Below are 23881 nucleotides of genomic sequence, written 5' to 3' on the forward strand. Positions count from 1 at the left end.
GGGTTGGCCGGCGATTTGCTGTTGCACTCCGGCTGGCTATGCCCCAAGGTCCTTGCCAGTTCAACTGTGCAGACGTCAATTTTCATGCCGATAGCCCGCATTTCCCTCGCCGCACTTCTCGCCTTCACGATTGTTGCAGGCGACGCCGGCATTTCGCAGGCTGAAACGCTCGTGAGCAAGTCGATTTCCTATTATGCGATTGGCGGCAGAACGGCGGCCGAGCTTGACGAAGCGCTGTCTGCGGGCGGACCTCTGATGAAATCCACCGGCAGTCGGCATCCGGGTGCGACACGCATCAAATTCGGCGGATCGATCACTTATGTGAAGCGCGGCGACCTCTGCGCTGTCGGCAGCGCGAAAGTGACGCTGAACACAAGGCTCATATTGCCGAGGTGGAAAAACAGACGAAAAGCCGGAACGGAACTGGCCCTCGTCTGGGACACGCTGTCGAGCGACATCAAGCGCCATGAAGAACGCCACGCAGAAATCGCCCGCAATCACGCCCGCCAGATGGAAAAGACGTTTCTGGCCCTCAAGCCGCAATCTGATTGCGAGCGTATGCAGGCGAGCGTTGCAAGGGCAAGCGAAGATGCGATCGTCGCGCATGACAAGGATCAGGCGCGTTTCGACAAAGCCGAAGCAGTGAACTTTGACAAACGTATGGTTCGCCTGCTGAAATACCGTCTCGACAGCCTGTCTGCAAAATAACTGACTTTGGTCAGTTCCAGCCTTGTCGATGTAGAGTTAGGCGTCGCGATGAAGCCGCCTGCCAAGGTCGGCAAATCAGTCGCCGCCCATAACCGCAAAACCTTTCGCGGACCTTTCCTGTCAACAGTATGTCATTGGTGAATTCTAGCGATGGAATACACCAGAAAGATGCGCTATTGTTCAATCATCGAAGGAAAGCAAGAGTTCAGACATTTTTCATCGATGGAATGAACCTAATGAGTTTAACGGCCATGATGGTCGCTCGAACCAAAGTATAGTTTCGCGTTAGACTGGCTTTTGCGGGAGCGATTTTCGACCCGCCGACCGCCGCAGCGCCTATTGTGTTCTCCTGGCGTATCTTTACGCAGCAGATGTTCCCTCCCTCATCTGCATGCGATGCGCCCTCCTGGCCTCGCTCGTCCGTTTCGGCAAGCGAGGCTTTTTTTTGCCTTTACGAAAACTCGCAGCCAACCGGCGTTATGCCTGACGTTCCGGAACATGAACGACGAGCCCGTCGAGGCCGTCGTTCATCTTGATCTGGCAGGAGAGCCGCGAGGTTGGCTTCACCTCGTAGGCGAAGTCGAGCATATCCTCTTCCATCGCCTCCGGCGGGCCGACGATCGCTGACCAGGCGTCGTCGATGTAGACATGACAGGTGGCACAGGCACAGGCGCCGCCACATTCGGCTTCAATGCCTGGCACGGAGTTGCGCACGGCGTTTTCCATCACGGTCGAGCCGTTCTGGACGTCGAAGTCATACTGGGTGCCGTCGAAGGCGATGATCTTGAGTTTGGTCATGATGGTTCCGGATGTCTTGTCTCTGCAACCGCGGTCTTTCGCTTCGAAAGTTGATCCGCGGTCGGTTGCTGTGGATCTCGGGCCTTTGGCCCTGCATATACCCTCTGAGCGCAACGCCGGGGTTTGCGGCTCGTGTTGAAGCGCTGATCTTTGAAAAAATTCCGCCCGCGCTTAAAAGAAGCACAGGCAAAACGCGGTGAATGGGCGGAAGTTCTTCCACGAAATGCTTTCGCGCGTCAACTCTGGCAACCGGCAAAACAAAAGAGCTCGTTGCTGCGTGGCGCCGGGCTCTTCGGGCAGGTCGTCAATGGAAGCAGTGTTGTCCTCAGCGGCAGAGCCTGAGGATGAAGAGCTCCGCATCAAGAACCGCGGCACTCAGCAGCGCGATATGGGCAGGCTCGCTCGGATCGCGCTCGACGGCGCCGGCGGCTTCGGCAACAGCAAAGGCACCGATACCGAGAGCCGCTCCCTTTAGACGATGGGCGATTTCGCCGCGCGCACCACCCGTATCCTCGGAGAGGTTTTTCAAAAGCTGGCGGGTTTGACGCGCAAAGAGCTGCAGAACCTCGATCTCCAGAGCCTTGTCACCCATGGTCTGGTTCGACAGGTGCTCAAGATCAATAGCCTTCGACGGCAAAGGACGTGCAGTGTGTGAATTATCAGGTGCTTCGAATGCGATCTGGAGTGCCGCCATGCCAATATTCCCTAGCTTGCTATATCGAGCCGAGAGCCTAAGGGGCATTCCCCAATGTCCGCCGCACGGCCGGCTTTCCTGAACTGAATGCATCTTGTGGAAAGCGGCGATGCTATCTGATTAAAAGCAGGCTGAAAGAAGGCAGATTTTACTCCGTATGGTTAACGTCTCATAAACCACGGAAATCCAAGGCTTTCCAAGTACCGAACATCGCCCTTTTGTTAAGAAATTGTTAGCATTTTAACGATTGAGGCAGCGGCTTAATTGTAAGAAACCAGTGAATGTGTCACTACGGTACGTTGAGAAACCTGTTCATGGCTCTTAGGGGCTTGCAGGACGAAGTGGTTGCTTAAAAGCGCCACGATGCGTGATTGGAATGGGTGCAGGTCAGGGTATTGCGTGGATGCGATCTCGCGTATCTTGCTGTCACCGTCCGGATCCGGAGAATGCCCGATGCAGCCCGCTGCTAAAGGCTCTTCCGGCAGGACAGTTTAGTAACGAGGCGTATCCGCATGGCGACCAACAAGACCACCGAGTCGATCGACGACAAAGCATTTCAGGCGTTGGAAGACGCTCTGAAAATCGACTTTGACGAACTGAAGTCTGCCGTCAGCGACAAGTCTCCGCAGGAGACTTCGCCCCGTTCTGCGACGAGCAGCCAACCGCGCACGGCGCGGCCTGCCAACGAAACCGCAAAGACGAATGAAGCGCCGAGGAGCCTTGCTCCCGAGCCAGCCCTGAAGTCCCCGTCCCTCGCCCCCGCCAACGACGATACCCGCAAATCTCCCGCCGCCGTGCTGCGGTCGCTCGATCTTCGCTCGAGCCGCACCAGCATGCGAGTTGCCGCGCTGGTTTCGCTGCTCTGGGTGCTCGGGGGTCTTGGGGTTGCAAACCTGCTTTACGGCCCTGAAATCTGGCAGATCCGGTCGTTGAACGATCTTGCGGCCATGCCGGGCGCCATCGGCGTCGCGATCTTCATCATCCTGCCGGTGATGCTGTTCTTCTCCTTCGCCCTGATGCTTGCCCGTGCGCACGAACTGCGCAACGCCGCCCGCTCGATGGCAGAAGTCGCCCTTCGTCTCGCAGAGCCCGAAACGGCCGCTTCCGAGCGGATCATGACGGTCGGCCAGGCCGTGCGCCGTGAGGTCTCGGCCATGAACGAAGGCATCGAGCGCACCATTGCGCGCGCCACCGAGCTGGAAACCCTTGTCCATTCGGAAGTGAATGCGCTCGAGCGCAGCTACAGCGACAACGAACTTCGCGTCCGCACCCTCGTTCAGGAACTCGGCCTGGAGCGGGAAGCCATCGTCGGTCATGCCGAGCGCATCCGCTCCTCGATCTCCGGCGCGCATTCCCAGCTCAAGGAAGAGCTGAGCACGGCGAGCGACGAAATTTCGTCACGCCTTGCCACATCAGGCGAAGCCTTCGCCTCGCTTATCGAGACCCGTGCCGCGACGCTCATGGAACGCTCGACAGATGCTGCGCAAACCATCGACGCAATTTTGTCGACCCGGACGGATGCAATGCTTTCCGGCCTCACGACTGCAGGCGTGAAACTCAGCCACGAATTCGATACGCGCCTCGAAACGCTCAGCCAGACGCTTGCCAAGCGCGGCCAGCAGTTGCTCGGTCAGTTCGAAACGCGCGCCTCGACGCTTGATGCCAATACTGAAAAGCTGAATGCCGCTCTCAACGAGCGCGCTCGCCAACTGAACGAAACGCTCATCGCCCGTACCCGCGATCTCAACGAGAGCCTGAACATCGGCCAGCAGGCCATCACCGGCGGTCTCGATGATATCCTCAACTCGCTGAATGCCACGCTCGACGAAAAGGGCGCGAACTTTCGCCAGAGCCTGAAGACGAGCGCCGACGACGCGATCATGGATCTCGACCTGCGCTCTGGCTTCTTCGAAGAAAAGCTTCAGACGACGGTTGGCCAGCTTGCAACAGCATTCGACGGTCGCTTCCACGAATTCGCCTCCGCCTTCGACAAGCGGGCGGGTTTGCTCGACGGTAAACTGACGGAAAGCCTGGCTCGCATCAACGAATCCGTCTCCGGCGGGTCTGATGCCATCGGCGGCATTCTCGACAAGGGCATCGAAAAATTCGAATCCGCCCTCTCCGACCAGTCGCTGACGCTCGCCACGACGCTTGGCACCACGCAGGACTTCATCGAAGAAACGATCACCAGCCGCACGAACGTGCTTGGCGATGCTCTCAGCAACGCGCATCAGAAGATCGATGATGTGCTTGCCGAACGCTCCGTCAGCCTGATGAGCGCTCTGACCGAGGCGCAGGATCGCATTGAAAATGGCTTTGCCAACCGGGCGAGCACACTGGAAACTGCTCTCGGCGAAACCCAGCAACGGATCGGCGAAGCGCAGGATCGCATCTCTCAGACCCTCGACAGCCGCACCAGCGGCTTCATCGACAATCTGCAGGCCATCCACGGGCGCATTGAGGCAACCCTCGTTAATCGCGCCGACGACATCACCAGCGCGATTGCAGCCACCCATCACCGGCTGGACAACACGCTCGCCGAGCGGACGCTCGATCTTTCCACCGTACTCGCAGCGAGCTCGGAAGCCATCGACAGCGCGTTCGAAGGCACGGCCGAGCGGATCGATACGATCATGGCGCATAGGACCGGCGCCCTTTCAAGCGTACTGGCAACGTCCGTCGGCTCCATTGACGCGACGATCGGCGGCACCACTGATCGCCTCGATACCCTGCTCACCGAGCGTCATCACGCTATCGGAGATACCCTGGCAACCTCCGTTGCAGCAATGGAATCGACAATCGGCGGCACGGCCGAACATCTTGGAGCATTGCTGTCCGAAGGACATCGCGCTATCGGCAATACTCTCGGAGCGTCGATAGGTTCCATCGAAACCACCATCGGTGGCACGACGGAACGTCTTGATGCCCTTCTTTCCGAGCGTCACCGCGCACTCGGCGAAACCCTGGAAAGCCATACCCAAAAGCTGGATGGTGCCCTGGCAGAACGCTCGAACGAGATCGCCGGTATCATGGCGTCGCGCGCCAACGAAATGGCGGACACGCTTGTCAGCCGCACGGAAGAGATTGCCGATAACCTTTCCTTCCGGGCGACGGTCATTGCGGAAACCATGGCCGATCGCGTCGGCGATATCGAAAATCACCTCTCAAGCCGCATGGCAGAGGCCGCCGAAAACCTGACTGGCCGCGCCAGCGAGATTGCCGGCGGCATGACCGAAACGACGGCTCGCATTGCTGACCATCTCTCCGATCAGACTGCCCGCATTGCAGAAAATCTCTCAAGCCAGACAGCTCGCATTGCGGAAAACCTGTCGGGCGAGACAACTCGTATTGCAGAAAACCTCTCAGGTCAGACGGCTCGCGTAACGGAAAATCTTTCCGGCCAGGCGTCGGCTCTTGCATCCACCATGCGGGACCATGCAGGCGAAATCGAGCGAACCCTTTCGGAGCGCACCGAACAACTTTCAGGCGCACTCGGCTCTACCCACGAGCAAATCCGCGCGACGCTGGATGAGAGAATTCTTGCGATCAACAGCGCCGTCGACAGCGGCAAGACGCAGCTTTCCGAGTTGCTCGACGATCAGGCCATGTCCATCGCGACAACGCTTGCAACCAGCGCCAGCATGCTCGAAATGACCCTTGATGAACGCCAGGCAGCGCTGGGCGGCGCCATCGACCGCAGCGCCGAAGCGCTGGAACAGCGGGTGCTGTCCAGCACCTCACATCTGACGGGACAGCTCACAGAAACCGCCGATCAGATCGGCCGTGCCGCAGATGCACTCAGCACGCGCATGGACACGTCGCTCTCGGCCATCAACGGCCGGCTGGACGAAACCGGCTCGCGCATCGAGCTCAATCTCGGCTCGCTGGAAGATCGTATCCGCAACAGCATCGGCGGCGTCGATGAGCTTGTCGAAGGCGCAAGCCGCCGTATTGCAGAGACGCTCGAAAGCCGCACGGCAGCCCTCCAGAGCGTCGCCGAAACGACGTCGAGCCGTATCGCTGAAACGCTATCCGAGCGGGTTGCCGAAATCGACAGCGTCAGCGACGCCGCAAGCCGCCGCATTGCTGAAGCCCTCGATAGCCGCACCGTCGAACTCCAGCGCATGGCCGAAGCGACCAGCGCGCGGATTGCAGATACGCTCTCGGACAAGGTTGCCGAACTGGACAGCACGACCAGTAAAGCAAGCCGCCGCATCGCCGATACGCTTTCCGGTCACGCTGCAGAAATCGGCCGCGTCAGCGAAGATGCCGCAAACCGTATCGGAGCAAGCATCGAAGGCGGCACGAACCGCATCGAAGAGCGCCTGGGCACGATGGATCGCGCGCTCAATATCGGTCTCGACAATGTGAGCCGTACGATCGAAGGCAAGGCAGCTGTCTTGGTGACCGGTCTGCGCGGCGCCGTCAGCGACGCCTCCGAAGGCATCGATGCGGAAGCTGCCCGCTCCTCCGCCATGCTGGCAAAGGCCGGCGAAGACTTCGCCCAGGCTTTGGCCGCTCGCCAGACCGACTTCCAGTCCGCGATTGAGCAGACGGCCGCAACAGCCGCTATGCGCAGCGCGGAACTCGCCCGCTCCGTCGGCGCGGCCTCAGACAACGCCGCAGCCCGCATCGCCGATGCCCAATCGCGCCTTTCGGAGCACAGTGCTACCCTGCACCAGAACCTTTCTGATGTTGAAAAAGCGCTGGAAGCGCGCGGCAATGCTATTCGCACAACACTGGATGATCGCACCCGGGAGCTCAACTCGATGCTGTCCGGCCGCGCTTCCGAACTGTCGCGCATCATCGACGAGCAGGCTCGCCCCGTTATCGAGCAATATGCGGAAACCGGGCGCGAAGCAGCGCAGCGCATTTCGAGCGCGGCGCAGGAAAGCGCTGCCCGCCTGCGCGCGGAAAATGCGGCCATGCTCGAAAGCCTGACCAGCCAGACCGGCGAGACGCTGAATGCGATCTCGACCCGCGCCGAAGAAACTGCAGCCGCCATGCGAATGGTCGAAAATCGTCTGCAATCGACGGCTGCCGGCCTGATCGACCAACTGGCTGCCAGCAACACGGCCATTTCGGGCGTGATCGAGCAGGCCAGCGCCAATCTGGGCGCGATGGACAACCAGCTGGAATCGACGACCACGCGCTTCAGCGAATCTGCAGCGCGCGCTTCGGATATCCTGTCGTCCTCCTCCCGCCTGCTGGAAGGCCGTGTCGACAAGCTCGTCACCATTTCCGGGGACACGCTGTCGCAGATCGGCGGTATCGTCGGCCGATTTGAAGACCACTCGAAGGTTTTGGGTCAGGCATCTGATCTTCTGGCTGCTGCCCAGTCCAATCTCGTCAGCACGCTTGAGGAACGTCAGGAAGCCCTGCGTACTCTTTCGGTCGGCCTTGTCAGCCGCTCGGAGGAAATCGAAAAGACGATGCACGCCCTCGAAGGTTTCGTCGATGGAGCATTCCAGCGTGCCGAGGAACGTTCGACCGCAGTTGCCACCAACCTGCGCAGCGGGATTCAAAATTCCTTCCACGATGTTGGCCGCATCCTCACAGAAGCAGAGGAGCGCACGACGTCCGCGGCCCAGGCCATGAGCGCGGCCGTCGTCAAGGCTGGCGAAGATGCCGGCGCTTCCGTTGAAGGTGCCTTCGCCCGGGCGGAAGATCGTTCTCGCGAAGTCTCCGGCAATCTGCGATCAGGTGTTCGCTCGTCGCTTGCAGAAGTCAACAAGACCCTTTCGGAGACGGAAGAGCGCACCCTTAGCGCCGCCGAAGCCATGAGCAACGCCGTTTCCAAGGCCAGCGAAGATGCCGGCCTTGCAATCGAGAGCGCCTTCGTTCGCGCCGAGGAAAAATCCAAGGAAGCAGCGACCCGCCTGCGCGGCAGCGTCGGCGCTTCGGTCTCCGACGTCGATCGCATGCTCACGGAAAGCGGCAAGAAGTCGGATGCCGCAACCGAGGCGATGCGTGAAGGCATCCGTCAGGCCGTCGAGGAGGCCATCGTCCGCTTCAGCGGCGCAACCGACGACATCCGCCGCTCGGCGGGCGAGATCCGCAAGGAACTCGACCTGACGCGTGAAGAGCTGAAGCGCGGTGCCTTCGATCTGCCGGAAGAAGCCAAGGAAAACGCAGCCGTCATGCGGCGCGCTGTTGCCGAGCAGATCAAGGCGCTTCAGGAACTGTCCGACATCATCGGAAAATCTTCCAGCCAGCTTGAAATAGCTCAGCCCGTTGCGTCCCGTGCGACAGCTGTTCATCAACCCGTTTCTCAACCGCGTCCTGCCGCACAGCCGGATATTGCCTCTGTTCTGCGCGACGAGCAGCCTGCCCTGCGTGGCAGCCTTGGCTTGGAAAGCCGCGCTGTAGAGCCCGCACGCGCCCCGCAAACGGCAATTCAACGCCCGGTCGTCCAGGCAGCCCCGCCCCCCCGCCAGCCCCATCAGGCCAGCACCGAGTTGCGCGGCGCAACGGACGAGAACAGCAGCGGCTGGATGCGTGACCTTCTGCGCGGCGCCTCGCGTGAGGACCAGCCCGTCGTTCCCGCGCAGCAGCGCCCGGTAGAGCCTCAGGCAACTCGGGCCGCTGAAAGCCGCAACCCGCGTCATGTGATGGAATCGCTGAACTCGCTGTCCGTCGATATCGCCCGCGCAATCGATCATGATGCTTCGGTCGATCTGTGGCGACGGTATCAGCGCGGCGAGCGTGATGTCTTCACCCGCAGGCTCTACACGCTGAAGGGCCAGCAGACGTTCGACGAGATCAAGCGCAAATACGACCGCGAACCGGAATTCCGCACCGCTGTCGATCGCTACATTGGTGACTTCGAAAAGCTGCTTGCCGACGTCGCCCGCAACGATCGCGACAAGGTGATGACGCAGAACTACCTCACCTCCGATACCGGCAAGGTTTACACCATGCTGGCACATGCGGCGGGCCGCTTTAGCTGACCGACCTGCGGTCCAGACCAAGAGACTAAGCTTCGGTAAACCCCGCTTCGGCGGGGTTTATTTTTGTCCCCCATCGGCGGCTCTCTCGGCTCGACCTCGCAAGACATTCTCCCACGGGGCGCAAGATCAATGCCCTCGCGGTGTCGTCCAGAACGATGTTCATGACCCACCCTCCACCGGAAGCGAGTACAGCGATCCACTGACGTCCGAAAACGACGGAACATCCTGAGGCGACCGGGAGTTGCTCAGGACAAGGAGACTCAACATCATGCAGATACCTCTCGAGCCGATCCCGGAGCCCGCTCCACCCCTGCCGCCGCTTGACCGACCTCATCCTCCACCGGTCCAGGAACCGGAACCCGAGCGCCTGCCGGACGAGACGCCCTGCCGAATCCCGATGAAAGCCCGACCCCACCTCTGCAACTAAATACGCGTGAAATAATGGAAAAGCGCGCCGAGCAGCCAAGTACAGCGTGATGAGAAGAGAACAGCTACGGAGGATTGTGGTGCGGACGACGGGGGTCGAACCCGTACAGCCTAAGGCCGAGGGATTTTAAGTCCCTTGCGTCTACCAGTTTCGCCACGTCCGCAACAAGCAATTTCAATATCTTGGCAGACCCAAAAAGGGAAGGCCTGCCCGACGCGAAAAATGTTGTGGGGACCGGATACCCGTCCGAAATCCCATAATCGCGTGCTCGGACGAAACGACCGCTTCGGTAGAAATAAAATATCAATACGTGCGTCAAGTCTGTTCGTGGCCTATACGTCAGTCAGGTGCATCCTTGAAAAGCGTGATCGCGTGCTCAACCCTTGCCAATTTGCGGTCATTGCCGCTAAAGCAGGGTGAAATTGGGCCTCAGGCCCTGCCTTCTGCATAGTTGTCCATTTTAAAGCCGGAGCCATCGCATGTCTCTTCCCGACAAAGCCTTCCCCGTATCCTGGGATCAGTTTCACCGCGACGCCCGCGCACTCGCCTGGCGCCTCGCAGACAATGGCCGTGAATGGAAGGCCATCGTCTGTATTACGCGAGGCGGTCTGGTTCCAGCCGCCATCGTCTGCCGTGAATTGAACATCCGGCTGATTGAAACCGTCTGCGTCGCCTCCTATCATACCTATGATTCACAAGGTGATATGTACGTTCTCAAAGGAATTTCTGAAGAACTCAAAGCCGATGGCGGCGAAGGCATCCTCATCATCGACGATCTGACCGATACCGGCAAGACGGCCGCCATCGTGCGGGCGATGCTGCCCAGTGCGCATTTCGCGGCAGTCTACGCCAAGCCGAAGGGTCGGCCACAGGTCGATACATTCGTCACTGAAGTCAGCCAGGACACATGGATCTATTTTCCATGGGATATGGGCTTCACCTACCAGGAACCGATCGCCAAGGGTCCACGGGGCTGAGCCATCACCGCGCAATCCTCGGTTCACAAACGCCGTGCCGCCCGGACGGCGCGGCCTCTCCCCAATCCCGTATCGTCAGTCCAACATCGAGTTCGTTCACATTTCCGCGTAAGCTGTCGCTAGAACGCGCTGGGAGGATCGCATACATGATCCGGGCCGTCCTGGCCGCATGCCTTTCCGGCCTCATGGCCGGCCTGATCCCCACATCATCGGTAGCGAATGATCTGCATATTGCGGCCGTGAAAGCCTATATCGACGAAAACGTTATCTCCTGGATCCATGATCCGCGTATCGTGGAGGCGTTGAAAAACAGCAATGCCTATCATCAGTATCTGACGCCCAAGGATATCGACCGGCTCGACGGGCAATGGCGTACTGAGTTTCGCGCAAAATCCAAACCGTTGATCAGCTCGATCCTCAACAACGCCCTTTCCATGATGCTACGAGACAAGCAGGCAAAGGCTGACGGTATTGTCACGGAACTCATGGTGATGGATGCCAAGGGGCTTGCAATCGGCGAAAGCGACATGACTTCGGATTATTGGCAGGGCGACGAGCTGAAATGGCAGAACACCTATCTGGCCGGACCGAACATTACATTCGTCGATCGGGCGGAGAAGGATGATTCGACGCAAATGTTGCAGGCGCAGGCGAGCATGACGATTTCCGATCCGGAAACAGGCCAGCCGATCGGTGCCATCACAGTCGGAGTCAATCTCGACGCCCTCTAAACATGTCGCGCAAAAGTGTGCAGCGGTTTTGCGACAGCGACATGCGTAAAAACAACGAGCTAAAGTGTGGGAAGCTAATCTGAAAGATCGCGACGCGCCTTAGCGCACTGTAAATCCACCCCAGCGCGCTCGTGAAACAGGTCAAGTCTCCACCGCAAGAGCCCTTTATACAATAAAAAAGTCGCTGTGTGTCAAAGCCAGGTTCTTGCTGAGTGTGGCGAAAAGCGTTGAGCCGCCGCTCGCAGAACCATTGAGATCGTAGAATAATTTTCCGGTATCCGTCTCGTAGATGATCCGGTCGGTGGAATCGCCCGCAACGCCGCTCGCGTTCTGGGCAAAAGCGGCGGTTGCAAGGGTTCCCAAGGTCTTCAGGACAGTGAACACTGCATCGTCGAGGTGAATAGTGTCATCTATCACGCTGAAATCCGTGATCTTGTCGACATTGCTGGAGCCCAGTTTGCTATCGAAGACAAAGGTGTCCCTATCCTTGCCACCGGTCAGCGTATCGATACCCAGCCCGCCAAAGAGCGTGTCGTTGCCGGCATCGCCCTTGAGCGTATCGCCACCTTTGTCACCCTTCAGGGTATCCTTGCCATCGCCGCCCCCCAGCGTGTTCATGCCGATATTGCCGACGATGGTGTTTCCGAGACCGTTGCCGGTCCCGTTGATGTTGCCCGTACCCAGCAACGTCAGATTTTCAATGGCGCCGAAACTTGCCAGTGACCGGGTAGTCGTCGAAGTGATCGTATCGATACCGGAAGTGTCGGAAACCGCATCGCTGCCGGAACCAAGAATGTAAGTGTCATCTCCCGAACCACCTATCAGCGTATCGATTCCGCTACCGCCGTCCAGAATGTTTTTGCCGGAGTTGCCGGTGATCGTGTTGGCAAGATTGTTGCCGGTCCCGTTGATGTTGCCGCTTCCCAGCAAGGTCAATTTTTCGACGGCGCCGAAACCTGCCAGTGACCGGGTAACCGTCGAAGTGATCGTGTCTACTCCGGAAGTGTCGGAAATCGTGTCACTATCGGAGCCGAGGACATAGGTGTCGTCACCCGCACCACCTTTCAGCGTGTCGATTCCGCTGCCGCCATCCAGAATGTTTTTACCGGAATTGCCGGTGATCGTGTTGCTGAGACCATTTCCGGTGCCGTTGATGTTGCCGCTTCCCAGCAAGGTCAACTTTTCGATGGCACCGAAACCTGCCAATGACCGGGTAATCGTCGAGGTGATCGTGTCTACGCCGGACGTGTCGGAAACCGTGTCGTTATCGGCCCCCAGGACGTAGATGTCGTCGCCATCGCCACCGATCAGCGCGTCGATATAAGTCCCCCCATCAAGCGTATCATTACCGGCGCCACCATCGAGCGTATCATTACCCGCGCCGCCATAAAGCATATCCTCCCCCGCACCACCGTTCAGGGTATCGTTACCTGCACCTCCTGAATCCATTTCGACAGGCGATGGCAGGACGATGCCGAGCGTATAGGCGGTTCCGTTCGGAAGGACGGTTCCGGGGGGCTCGCCGGCACTCGTGCTGTGATAGACGCCGACCTTCACGAGGTATTGGCCGGGGGTCGTCACGGTGAATGCGATAAAGCTTTTCCAATTGGGATTGACGCTGGTGCTGTCGCCGGGATCTGTGACGGAATCATCGTTATAGGCGATCAGGGTATCGCTGGCATCGTAGAGTTCGATGTAACTCTCCATCGTGCCGTCGATATCGAGTGTCACCTGTCCCGGAGCCTTTACGTCAAACGAAAACCAGTCGTAATTGCCATCTCCCGTCGCGGAGATCGTGACGCTGGGATTGACATCCGAATGCTCGATGTTGGGATCTGAATGCAGACCTATCGCTGCCGTGACGTCTCGGGCGGTCTCTATCGTGCTGTTCGTTACATCCGCGTTCTCCACAAATAATCCGGTGCCGGAATAGGTCGTCGCCGGGGTTCGAAAGTCTCCGTAAAGCGTGTCGTTCCCGCCGTCTCCATTCAGAACGTCGCTATCGCCCCGCCCGACGAGCACGTCGTCACCACCGTTGCCGTTTAACTGGTTCTTGCCGACATTGCCCGCGATCTCATCATTGCCGGAACCGCCTTTGGCATTCTCTATTAGCGAGCGCGGATCACTTCCGAAAAGAAGGGCATTGTAGACATTGCCATTCGCGTAGGCGCCTTCACCGAGATTGGCACGTTGGGTCTGGGAAACCAGCGACCAGCCGCCAGGCGCAAGATCGATGAACGCATTGTCCTTGTAGTTGGAAAAGTCGTAGGTATCTTCCCCGCCGCCATCCCATACCGTCAGAAACAGCCGGTTTGCCGCCGCAGAAACCCCGTCTCCCGGCTTGCCCTGTCCAACGGCATTGACAAACATTTCTCCGGTTGTCGCAGACCAACTATACGTTGTCGCCCCAGAGTTTGTGTCGAAATTCGCGCCATAAAGATGTTGGAGCGCCGCGATGTCGTACATCATCAGCGTCTGGGCATATCCGTAGGTTTCGTTGCTGTATCCCAGGCTGAGCGGATCACCGACATAGCTACGGTAGGTCATGACCGAAAATTCCATGCCATCCCGATCATGGGGAATGGCAAACTCGAAACCATCGATCTCAGTACCCGCATCATGCCCGTGGCTTAGACCAACGGCGTGGCCGAATTCATGGATATGGGTATGCCAGGCATAGCTGCCGAGCAATGGCGTCCGATAATATGCATAGTCATCACCGAACCAGACATCACCACCGGAAGCCCCCTGGCTCAGAAGTGGAAAATCCGCACCCCGGGCTGTCGCCAGGTTCTTTCCACCGAAGAGGTTCGTTTGTCCGATCGTGATATCGGACGCACCCGTCGAACCCGTGGCAAGTGAAATATCGATGTTCGATACCTGGGAAAACGACCCGTAGGTAAACATCGCCGTACCAGTGGCGACAGTTCCTTCGAAAATCGATTGGATCGCATTCTGCTGTTGAACGCTTATTTGCTGAAATCCGTCGATCGCGTAGGGATACGTACTAAAGTCAGTCAGATTATCGGCGAAGCTGTAGGTTATTGGCCCGCTCCACTGCGTGCCATAGAGCACACCATCGATATACTGATTGCCTGTCGGTGTAGAAGAGACTGCAACAGCCATATTCCCCCCAAACATATTCTTTTAATACGGACCGTTGCCTTCCCAAGCGCATAAGATATTTCTGGGCACTGGCTCGCGATTAAATTTAAAATTTTAAAATCATACCCCGAATTTTATCCAACAATATTCTAATATCCAAAAATACTCCAGTAAAAGTCGCGAAAAGGCGTGAAAATGCGGCTGATCGGAAAAACAAAAATGCTACTAATGGTGGGCTTACTTGCAGCGCAACCGCTTAGCGCGCAGGATAGTGACACTCTACCTTTGCCGCGCGATCCTGAGATCGCGATCCACGAGGAGTTCGACATGGCCCTGCGCAGCAACACCCAGCAGGCGTGGCAGCTTTTTATCCGTCGCCACAAAGATCATCTGCTGGCCCGGGAAGCCACCAGACGCCTAAACCAACTTGAGAAGTAAGGCCGTCCCACCCAATCCCCACGCACGCTCAGAGAATCACTTTTTCCCCAGTTCATACTTTTCCGGGCCTGGCCATTGCGGGAGATCGTGATCCTGCCCCTACCCGGCTTTTCACCACTGATTTTTTGGTTTTTCGTTAATTCGATCTTTGAGAAACATGAAACTTTGGGCGGAAACGCCTGATTTTGCTGGGCTCCGTTGCTGTCCCCGTTTTCCACAGCCCCCAGACACAAGATGTAGCGTATAAAATTCCGTCACAAACCACCCCTTGACGGTATGGGACGATTCACGGTTAATGGTTTTCACGTTGCGGCGGCGGCGGAACCGGAAAGTAACGAGGCCGGTTCGTTTCATAAGAGATCGTCAACATACGCCCCCTTCGGTGGATAATCCGCCGGCGGTGACGGTAATTTTTTGTGATCTGCAAAGCCGATGCAACCGGCACAAAAAGCTGGCGTAAAGAAGTTGTTAATACTATATTTAGTGTTTGCAGCCAAAATCAGCACAAGATAAAGGGTCTCCCCGAGAGGGTTTCCCACGACAGAACGGAACCGGAAGCTGGCTGCACAACAGGATGTGCGGCCGGATGGGACTTATTGTGCCGGGCGCCAGGATGTCCGGTTGCGGCAACAAAGGACAAGGGACAGATGAAGATCGAACGTCGTTTCACCAAGCCCGGCCAGTCGGCCTATGCGGAGATCGAATTCCGCAAGGCGGTCAGCGAAATCAAGAACCCGGATGGCTCGATCGTCTTCCGGCTCGCGGATATCGACGTGCCGGCGCAGTTCTCCCAGGTGGCGGCCGACATCCTTGCCCAGAAGTATTTCCGCAAGGCCGGTGTTCCCGCGCGCCTGAAGAAGGTCGAGGAAAATTCCGTTCCCTCGTGGCTGTGGCGCTCCGAAGCCGACGTGGCCGCGATGAAGGAACTTCCCAAGGACGAACAGTACGGCTCCGAGACGGATGCACGCCAGGTTTTCGATCGTCTGGCCGGCACCTGGACCTATTGGGGCTGGAAGGGCGGTTACTTCGCCTCTGAAGACGCAGCCCTCGCCTTCCGTGACGAGCTTGCCTACATGCTGGCTACCCAGCGCGTCGCCCCCAACTCGCCGCAGTGGTTCAACACCGGCCTGCATTGGGCCTATGGCATCGATGGCCCCGGCCAGGGCCACTTCTATGTCGACCCCTTCACCGGCAAGCTGGTAAAGTCCAAGTCGTCCTATGAGCACCCGCAGCCGCATGCCTGCTTCATCCAGTCCGTCGGCGACGACCTCGTCAACGAAGGCGGCATCATGGACCTGTGGGTCCGCGAAGCCCGCCTGTTCAAATACGGCTCCGGTACCGGCTCCAACTTCTCCTATCTGCGCGGCGAAGGCGAAAAGCTTTCGGGCGGCGGCAAGTCCTCCGGCCTGATGTCCTTCCTGAAGATCGGCGACCGCGCTGCCGGCGCCATCAAGTCTGGCGGCACCACCCGCCGCGCGGCCAAGATGGTCGTCGTCGACATCGATCACCCGGATATCGAGGAATACATCAACTGGAAGGTCAAGGAAGAACAGAAGGTGGCAAGCCTCGTCACCGGTTCCAAGATTGTCGCCAAGCACCTGAAGGCGATCATGAAGGCCTGCGTCAATTGCTCTGGTGATAACGACGCCTGCTTCGATCCGAACGAGAACCCTGCCCTGAAGCGCGAAATCCGCGCTGCCAAGAAGGATCAGGTTTCGGAAAATTACATCCAGCGCGTCATCCAGTTCGCCAAGCAGGGCTACAAGGACATCGAGTTCAAGACCTACGACACGGACTGGGATTCGGAAGCCTATCTCACCGTTTCGGGCCAGAACTCCAACAACTCCGTCTCGCTGAAGGACGACTTCCTGCGCGCCGTCGAAGCCGATGGCACCTGGAACCTCACCGCCCGCAAGGACGGCAAGGTCATGAAGACATTGAAGGCCCGCGACCTCTGGGAACAGATTTCCTACGCAGCCTGGGCTTCTGCCGATCCGGGCCTGCATTTCAACACGACCATGAACGACTGGCACACCTCGCCGGCCGCAGGCTCCATTCGTGCATCCAATCCCTGCTCGGAATACATGTTCCTCGACGACACCGCCTGCAACCTTGCTTCGCTGAACCTGCTTCAGTTCAAGGATGCGGCCACGAAGAACATCGATATCGCCGATTACGAACATGCCGTGCGCCTGTGGACGCTGGTTCTCGAAATCTCCGTCATGATGGCGCAGTTCCCGTCGAAGGAAATCGCCGAGCGCTCCTATGAATACCGCACGCTCGGCCTCGGCTACGCCAATATCGGCGGCTTCCTGATGTCCTCCGGCATCCCCTACGATTCGACCGAAGGCCGCGCCATCGCAGGCAGCCTCACCGCCGTCATGACCGGCGTGTCCTATGCGACATCAGCCGAAATCGCCGCCAAGCTCGGCCCCTTCCCGGGCTTCAAGCCGAACCGCGAATCGATGCTGCGCGTCATCCGCAACCATCGCCGCGCCGCCCATGGCGAAACGCAAGGCTATGAAAACCTGTCGGTCAATCCGGTTGCGCTGATCCACAGTGAATGCCCGGATCAGGCTTTGGTCACCCACGCCAAGGCTGCCTGGGACAAGGCGCTGGAACTCGGCGAGAAGCACGGCTACCGCAATGCCCAGGTTTCCGTTATCGCGCCGACCGGCACGATCGGCCTCGTCATGGATTGCGACACGACCGGCATCGAGCCCGATTTCGCGCTGGTGAAGTTCAAGAAGCTCGCCGGCGGCGGCTACTTCAAGATCATCAACCGCGCCGTTCCCGAAGCCCTGCGTACGCTCGGCTATTCGGAAAGCCAGATTGCCGAGATCGAGGCCTATGCCGTCGGTCATGGCAACATCAACCAGGCACCGGCTGTAAACCCCGGCTCGCTGCGCGCCAAGGGCTTTTCCGACGACAAGATCGAGGCGATCAACGCCGCGACCAAGGCTGCCTTCGATATCAAGTTCGTCTTCAACCAGTGGACGCTCGGCGCCGACTTCCTGAAGGGAACGCTGAAGGTCACGGACGAACAGCTCGCAGACATGAGCTTCAACCTGCTGGAGCACATCGGCTTCTCGAAGAAGGACATCGAAGCCGCCAACATCCATGTCTGCGGTGCGATGACGCTGGAAGGCGCTCCGTTCCTTAAAGTCGAGCACCTGCCCGTCTTCGATTGTGCCAACCCCTGCGGCAAGATCGGCAAGCGTTATCTTTCGGTCGAAAGCCACATCCGCATGATGGCGGCTGCCCAGCCGTTCATCTCCGGCGCGATCTCCAAGACGATCAACATGCCGAACGATGCGACCGTGGAAGAGTGCGGCGCGGCCTACATGCTCTCCTGGAAGCTGGCGCTGAAGGCCAACGCGCTCTACCGCGATGGTTCCAAGCTCTCTCAGCCGCTCAACGCTTCGCTGATCGAAGACGAAGACGACGAGGATGCGCTGGAGGATTTCGTCCAGCAGCCGGTTGCGGCCCAAGCTGTAACCGTCACCGAGAAGATCGTCGAGCGCGTGATCGAACGCATCACCCGCGAGCGTGAAAGGCTTCCGAACCGCCGTCAGGGCTATACCCAGAAGGCGATCGTCGGCGGGCACAAGGTCTATCTGCGCACCGGCGAATTCGGCGATGGCCGTATCGGCGAGATCTTCATCGACATGCACAAGGAAGGCGCCGCCTTCCGCGCAATGATGAACAACTTCGCCATCGCCATCTCGCTCGGCCTGCAATATGGCGTGCCGCTGGAAGAATATGTGGAGGCCTTCACCTTCACCAAGTTCGAGCCGGCCGGCATGGTTCAGGGCAACGACGCCATCAAGAACGCGACCTCGATCCTCGACTACGTGTTCCGCGAACTCGCCGTTTCTTACCTGAACCGCAACGATCTCGCCCATGTCGATACGTCGGACTTCACCAACACGGCCCTCGGCAAGGGTATCCAGGAGGGCAAGACCAACCTGATCTCCACCGGCTGGACCCGCGGCCACAAGCCGACCCTCGTTCAGGGCGGCGGGATCGACCGCACCAGCGGCGAACCGAAGGGCTTTGCCGGCTCAGCGCCTGCCAAGGCATCGCCATCCGGCGGCACGGTCACGGTGTTCGCGGGCAGCGCTGCTCGCAAGATCGAAACGACCGTTGCCGTCTCCACCTCTGAAATCGTTGCCTTCAAGCGCGACTACGAGGAACGGGCTGCCGAACTGGCCCAAGAGATCGCCGGTGAGACCGGGGTCGAGACCCCAAGCGAGGTAACCGCCCTCTTCTCCGACAAGGCGGCCGCCGAAGCCGCCGCCGCCAAGTCGGACGCCAAGAAGCTGGAAGCCGAGCGCCGTATCCGCTCGATCGCGCAAGGCTATACCGGCAACATGTGCTCGGAGTGCCAGAACTTCACGATGGTGAGGAACGGGACTTGCGAGAAGTGCGATACGTGCGGAAGCACGAGTGGTTGCAGCTGAGATAGCTGGATAGTCGTTGTTATCTTTCGAAGGCTCGTGGGAAACCACGAGCCTTCGGTTTTGTTATAGACGCGGGAACAGTTCCCCTCACCAACAAAATCTAACACTTAGCTAAAGCTAAGATGTTGATTTTGTATCCTCTCCCACAAGGGGAGAGATAGGGCCTCTCATTCGCCGGTATTTCTGAGTTCGGTTAGAATCGTCAGGCAGATACCGTTCAGGTTCTTCACCACGTCTCGTTCCAGAAGCGTATTGTCCGGAAGCCCTTCGCCCAAAGCAAAGCATCACGAGCAAGATCGCGTGCACACTGCGCATGCTGGAAACCATCCACCTCGACAATCAGCCGTGTTTCGAAACATACGAAGTCGAGGATGAAAGTGTGAAGCGGAACCTGTCGGCGGAATTCGTAACCTCCCAGTTAGCGGTTGCGCAGTGCTTGCCAGAGCAAGTTTTCCGCCAGCGTCGCATCTGTGCGCATATCGCGGGCTCGACTGCGATTGATAAGCGGCGGCGTGTGACGCATAGCGGGTTCCGGTTATTTTCAGAACTGTAACAAATCTCCTCTCACCTGCAATTAATTGGTCGAAGCCAAAACACACAAGTCGCGGCGACGTACCTGTCCCCTTGTGGGAGAGGATACAAAATCAACATCTTAGCGCCAGCTAAGTGTTAGATTTTGTTGGTGAGGGGATTTCTACTGCAAACGCAAAATCCCGCTTCAAGCCCCAACTGGCGGCCTGTGGTCATTGATCTCGATCCAATATCCATCCGGGTCCTGCACATAAATCTGCTGAAACCCGTTGCGATGCACGCCGATCTGGCCGGGATTGCCGGGCCAGTCAGTAAACTCCACGCCAATCTCATTGAGATGTCTGACGAAGGCGTCGAAATCGGCCGTGGACACCGCGACATGGGTATCCTTCGTCACATGTGTCGCGCCAAAATCGCCCTGGATAAGATGGATGGCGTCGCCGCCGCCGATTTCCAGCCATTGCACGCCGGCGCTGCCGCTGCGTTCGATCGGCGAAAAGCCCATGACATTGCGATAAAATGCGGTGCTGCGCTCAACGTCGCGCACCAGCAGTGCGAAATGATCGAGTCCGAACCGGTAGCCCATGCCATCCTCCCCTTAAAGCACACCCGGCAGGGCGGCAGCCCCCCAGTCTATTCCCCGTCGAACGGATCAGCCAGTGCCGCATCCGGGCGGCTGATCGGGTATTTGATGCCGGAGATGCTCGCCGCCAGCTTCTTGGCGCCTTCCTTTTTCAGGAGCGCACGGAAACTCGGATGCATGCCGCCATCCTGATAGGCGCTCATCGTCGTCGTAGTCTGCAAGGCGGCAGTCATGGCAGCGTCGATCCGCTGGTTTTCGGCATTGATCTTGGCAAAGGCCATCGGCTCCAGCTCACGCGCCACCGGCGGACATGCTGCCAGCGGGTCGCTCGGCTCGCCGCCGTCAAATTCCTTGTTGAAGACATAACGACTGCCGCAGACGGAAACCTTCGGCTGGCGCTTCGTTACCTCGAAGCTGTCATAGCCTTCCTTCATCGTGCGCCAGAAGCTCATGTTCGGATCGCCCCGATGCTCGGCCATATTCTGAGCCGTCATGCGGAACGGATAGGCCTGCACCTGGAAACGTTCCTGCCCACTGGTGAGCGCCTTGGAAACGATCGCGTAGATTTCGCCGACGCCCTGGTCGGTCATGGCGTAGCAGCCGGCGGACGAGCAGGCGCCGTGCACCATCAGCGCCTCGCCACTATAGCCGAGGGCCGATTCGAGCCGGTTCGGATAGCCCAGATTGAAGGAGACGTAATATTGCGACTTCGGGTTCAGCATGCCGGCGGAGACATGGTAGAAGCCTTCGGGCGCCTGCCGGTCACCGATCTTGGTCTTCGGCCCGAGCTTGCCGGACCAGCGGCACATCGGATAGGTCTTGAGCAGCGCGTATTGGCCCGACTTGTCCATCTTCCAGACTTCGAGCTCGCTCTCCTGCTTGAAGATGCGCACCAGAACCGGGCTTTCCGGCTTCATGGCCTTCTTCGCCATCTCGGCCACCATCTTCTTCGACAGTGTCGGTGGCGCCTCGGAAAGGTCGTCGAGCGACATGCAGCCGGTAAGGGCTGCGCCGAGCGCCAGCATCGCCAGCGTACGGCGCAGTGCGGTGCGGATCGGTGTCGGCCGGTTTTCGGCACGATGGTGAGCGGTCATGGTTTGCATCGATACTCTATCGGGATAAATCGCGACGAAGTTTTGGCGTTCGTCGGCAGGGATCATAAATGACCAAGCCTGTGCGAGACAATCCGCACTTTTGGTTACCCGCCGGTTAAGAGCTTAGTTTCGCAGTCGAGGTCCTGACCACCAGCGGACCGTCGACCTTGACCGTCATTGGCCGCAGCTTCTTGTGATGCACCGCCATGTCGATCAGCATCTCGGATGCTTTCTGCCCCATCTCATAATTCGGCAGCACCAGCGTCGAGAGCGGCGGATGCGTATAGCGCGCCAGTTCCTGGTCGTCGTAACCCATGACGGAAAGATCTTCGGGCACACGAAGCCCCTTTTCCGCCGCCGCTTCCATCACGCCGATCGCCATCAGGTCATTGCCGCAGAAGATCGCTGTCGGCGGGTTCGGCATCGAGAGAAGATCGAGCCCCGCCTCGTAGCCGCGCAAAGGCAGCCAGTCGCCATCGCGCACGAGGCTTTCGTCAAAGGCAATGTCTGCTGTCGCGAGCGCCTGTTTGTAGCCCTTCAGACGATCGATCGCCGCATCCATCCAGGGCTCGCCATTGATGAAACCGATGCGCTTGTGGCCAAGCGAGGTGAGATGCGCGGTGGCCGCAAAACCACCGGCAACCTCCCCCGGCACAATAGCCATATGCTGCCGAGGCTCGGCGTAACAATTGAGGAGAACCGTCGGAATATTTTTCAGCGGCTCGGGCACATGCACACGGCGTGTGAAAATGGTCGCGTAGATGACCCCGATGATTGTCGGATCGCGCAGCACGGCGCGCAGCACCGCATCCTCCAGATCCGGATTGGAGCGCGTCGCATGGGCAGAAACCAGGAAACCCTGTTCGAAAGCATAGTCACGCGCGCCGTCGAGGCTCACCACCGGATGGGGGCTGGTGGAGATTTCATCGACGATGAAGGCGATCGTGTCCCTCTCTACGGCCACCTGCGAGGGCGGGTCATGGCGGACGCCGGGTAATTTATAACCTATTTTATGAGCAGCCTCCCAAACCTTCGTCTGGGTCTCCTGAGAGATGCGTGAACCTGACATTGCGTTGAGCACCAGGGATACGCTCGACTGGGAAACGCCGGCAATACGGGCAACATCCGTCATTGTCGGCCGGCTGCTCTCAGCGCCTCGCCCTCTCTGACCACCGCGATCGTCCGACTTGCCCATGCGCCATTTCCTCCCCCGGCTTGCTGCGATGCAACCCGATTTATTGCAAGTGCTCATAAAATGACACTTGACTGCTAATATTATTAGCGACAACATTGCCCCATGTGAAGCACTTATCGCTCACTGCCGGTCGAGGAAACCGGAAAATTCGGGAGGAGAAACTGAGATGCCTGCATTCTCACGTCGTACATTCATGCTTGCTGCAACCGCACTTGGCGCCATGACCTTTGCGGGCGCTGCTCTTGCGGAGGTCCCCGCACTTGCCAAGAAGGACACCTACAAGGTCGGCTTCGCGCAGACCGAATCCAACAACCCCTGGCGTATCGCCCAGACCAACAGCATGAAGGCCGAAGCTGAAAAGCGCGGTTACCAGCTGGTTTATACCGACGCCGCCGGTTCTGCCGCAAAGCAGGTCGCCGACGTCAACTCGATGATTGCTCAAGGGGTTGACGTCATCTTCCTCGCACCGCGCGAAGAAAAGCCGCTGATTCCCGCCGTCATGGCCGCCAAGAAGGCCGGCATTCCGGTCATCCTGCTCGACCGCAGCGTCGACCCGTCGCTTGCCAAGGCCGGCGAAGACTACCTGACCTTCATCGGCTCCGACTTCATCCAGGAAGGCCAGCGCGTTGCCGAATGGCTGGCGAAGAACGCCAACGGCAAGTCCAAGATCATCGAGCTCGAAGGCACGACCGGCTCTTCGCCGGCTAACGACCGCAAGAAGGGTTTCGATGAGGCGATCACCGCTGCTGGCGGCTTCGAGATCGTCGCCTCCCAGACCGGCGACTTCGCCCGCGACAAGGGCCGCCAGGTTGCAGAATCCCTGCTCCAGGCGCATCCGGATGCGGACATCATCTATGCCCACAACGACGAAATGGCGATCGGCGCGATCTCGGCGATCGAGGCTGCCGGCAAGGTGCCGGGCAAGGACATCCTCGTGCTCTCGATTGACGGCGGCAAGGAAGCGGTTCAGGCTGTCGTCGATGGCAAGATCGCAGCCGTCGTGGAATGCAACCCGCGCTTCGGGCCCAAGGCCTTCGATACCATGGCAGCCTATGCCAATGGCGACAAGATTGAAGGGAAACTCGTCAATGACGACAAGTTCTACGACAGCACCAATGCTGCAGCGGAACTTGCCAACGCATACTGATCTCCCAAGCTGACTTGAAACCGGCCGGGATGATAAAAGT

General features: G+C 58.7%; 14 protein-coding genes and 1 tRNA gene. 7 read left to right on the plus strand and 8 right to left on the minus strand.

Annotated features, from left to right (window positions below):
• Positions 1-84: 84 nt before the first annotated feature.
• Complete coding sequence (locus QO002_RS13205) at positions 85-708, plus strand: DUF922 domain-containing Zn-dependent protease (RefSeq protein WP_307230343.1); 624 nt, start codon at positions 85-87, stop codon at positions 706-708.
• Positions 709-1185: 477 nt separating this feature from the next.
• On the opposite strand, the gene QO002_RS13210 is transcribed toward QO002_RS13205, so the two are convergent.
• Positions 1186-1506: a 2Fe-2S iron-sulfur cluster-binding protein gene (locus tag QO002_RS13210; RefSeq protein WP_307230346.1), complete on the minus strand. Its 321-nt coding sequence runs from the start codon at positions 1504-1506 to the stop codon at positions 1186-1188.
• A gap of 325 nt (positions 1507-1831) precedes the next feature.
• Positions 1832-2200, minus strand: a complete 369-nt coding sequence (locus tag QO002_RS13215; RefSeq protein ID WP_307230348.1) for an Hpt domain-containing protein — start codon at positions 2198-2200, stop codon at positions 1832-1834.
• A 512-nt stretch (positions 2201-2712) separates the two neighbouring features.
• On the opposite strand from QO002_RS13215, the gene QO002_RS13220 reads away from it, so the two are divergent.
• Positions 2713-9150 carry an apolipoprotein A-IV repeat region-like domain-containing protein gene (locus QO002_RS13220; protein ID WP_307230349.1) on the plus strand — a complete coding sequence of 2146 codons (6438 nt, stop codon included), beginning with the start codon at positions 2713-2715 and terminating at the stop codon, positions 9148-9150.
• 504 nt (positions 9151-9654) lie between these two features.
• Here the strand turns inward: QO002_RS13220 and QO002_RS13225 are convergent.
• Positions 9655-9740: transfer RNA gene (locus tag QO002_RS13225), tRNA-Leu, on the minus strand.
• 316 nt (positions 9741-10056) lie between these two features.
• Here QO002_RS13225 and gpt point away from each other — a divergent pair.
• Positions 10057-10554 (plus strand): xanthine phosphoribosyltransferase, encoded by a 498-nt coding sequence (gene gpt / locus QO002_RS13230; RefSeq protein ID WP_307230351.1) that lies wholly within the window; start codon positions 10057-10059, stop codon positions 10552-10554.
• 146 nt (positions 10555-10700) lie between these two features.
• A complete protein-coding gene (locus tag QO002_RS13235; RefSeq protein ID WP_307230353.1) occupies positions 10701-11285 on the plus strand; it encodes a hypothetical protein in 585 nt (194 codons plus the stop codon).
• A gap of 165 nt (positions 11286-11450) precedes the next feature.
• Here QO002_RS13235 and QO002_RS13240 read toward each other — a convergent pair whose 3' ends face one another.
• On the minus strand, positions 11451-14411 hold the full coding sequence (locus QO002_RS13240; protein ID WP_307230355.1) for a M10 family metallopeptidase C-terminal domain-containing protein: 2961 nt from the start codon (positions 14409-14411) through the stop codon (positions 11451-11453).
• 174 nt (positions 14412-14585) lie between these two features.
• On the opposite strand from QO002_RS13240, the gene QO002_RS13245 reads away from it, so the two are divergent.
• Together QO002_RS13245 and QO002_RS13250 are read left to right on the plus strand one after the other, a co-directional pair.
• The gene (locus QO002_RS13245) at positions 14586-14828 is read left to right on the plus strand and encodes a hypothetical protein (RefSeq protein ID WP_307230357.1); all 243 of its coding nucleotides are present in this window, start codon (positions 14586-14588) and stop codon (positions 14826-14828) included.
• 647 nt (positions 14829-15475) lie between these two features.
• Positions 15476-19291, plus strand: a complete 3816-nt coding sequence (locus QO002_RS13250; RefSeq protein ID WP_307230359.1) for a vitamin B12-dependent ribonucleotide reductase — start codon at positions 15476-15478, stop codon at positions 19289-19291.
• A 226-nt stretch (positions 19292-19517) separates the two neighbouring features.
• Here the strand turns inward: QO002_RS13250 and QO002_RS13255 are convergent, their stop codons facing one another.
• From QO002_RS13255 to QO002_RS13270, 4 genes are all read right to left on the minus strand, one after another.
• Complete coding sequence (locus tag QO002_RS13255; protein ID WP_307233366.1) at positions 19518-19709, minus strand: endonuclease domain-containing protein; 192 nt, start codon at positions 19707-19709, stop codon at positions 19518-19520.
• A gap of 300 nt (positions 19710-20009) precedes the next feature.
• A complete protein-coding gene (locus tag QO002_RS13260; RefSeq protein WP_307230361.1) occupies positions 20010-20408 on the minus strand; it encodes a VOC family protein in 399 nt (132 codons plus the stop codon).
• 47 nt (positions 20409-20455) lie between these two features.
• Entirely contained in the window at positions 20456-21499 is a 1044-nt protein-coding gene (locus QO002_RS13265) for a hypothetical protein (RefSeq protein WP_370878487.1), read from the minus strand.
• Between the two features lie 115 nt (positions 21500-21614).
• Positions 21615-22631: a LacI family DNA-binding transcriptional regulator gene (locus tag QO002_RS13270; RefSeq protein WP_370878548.1), complete on the minus strand. Its 1017-nt coding sequence runs from the start codon at positions 22629-22631 to the stop codon at positions 21615-21617.
• Positions 22632-22860: 229 nt separating this feature from the next.
• Here QO002_RS13270 and QO002_RS13275 point away from each other — a divergent pair, with 229 nt between their 5' ends.
• On the plus strand, positions 22861-23841 hold the full coding sequence (locus tag QO002_RS13275; RefSeq protein WP_307230366.1) for an ABC transporter substrate-binding protein: 981 nt from the start codon (positions 22861-22863) through the stop codon (positions 23839-23841).
• The last annotated feature ends 40 nt before the right edge of the window (positions 23842-23881 follow it).

The sequence above is a fragment of the Pararhizobium capsulatum DSM 1112 genome (assembly GCF_030814475.1).
GTDB classification, from domain to species: Bacteria; Pseudomonadota; Alphaproteobacteria; order Rhizobiales; family Rhizobiaceae; genus Pararhizobium; species Pararhizobium capsulatum.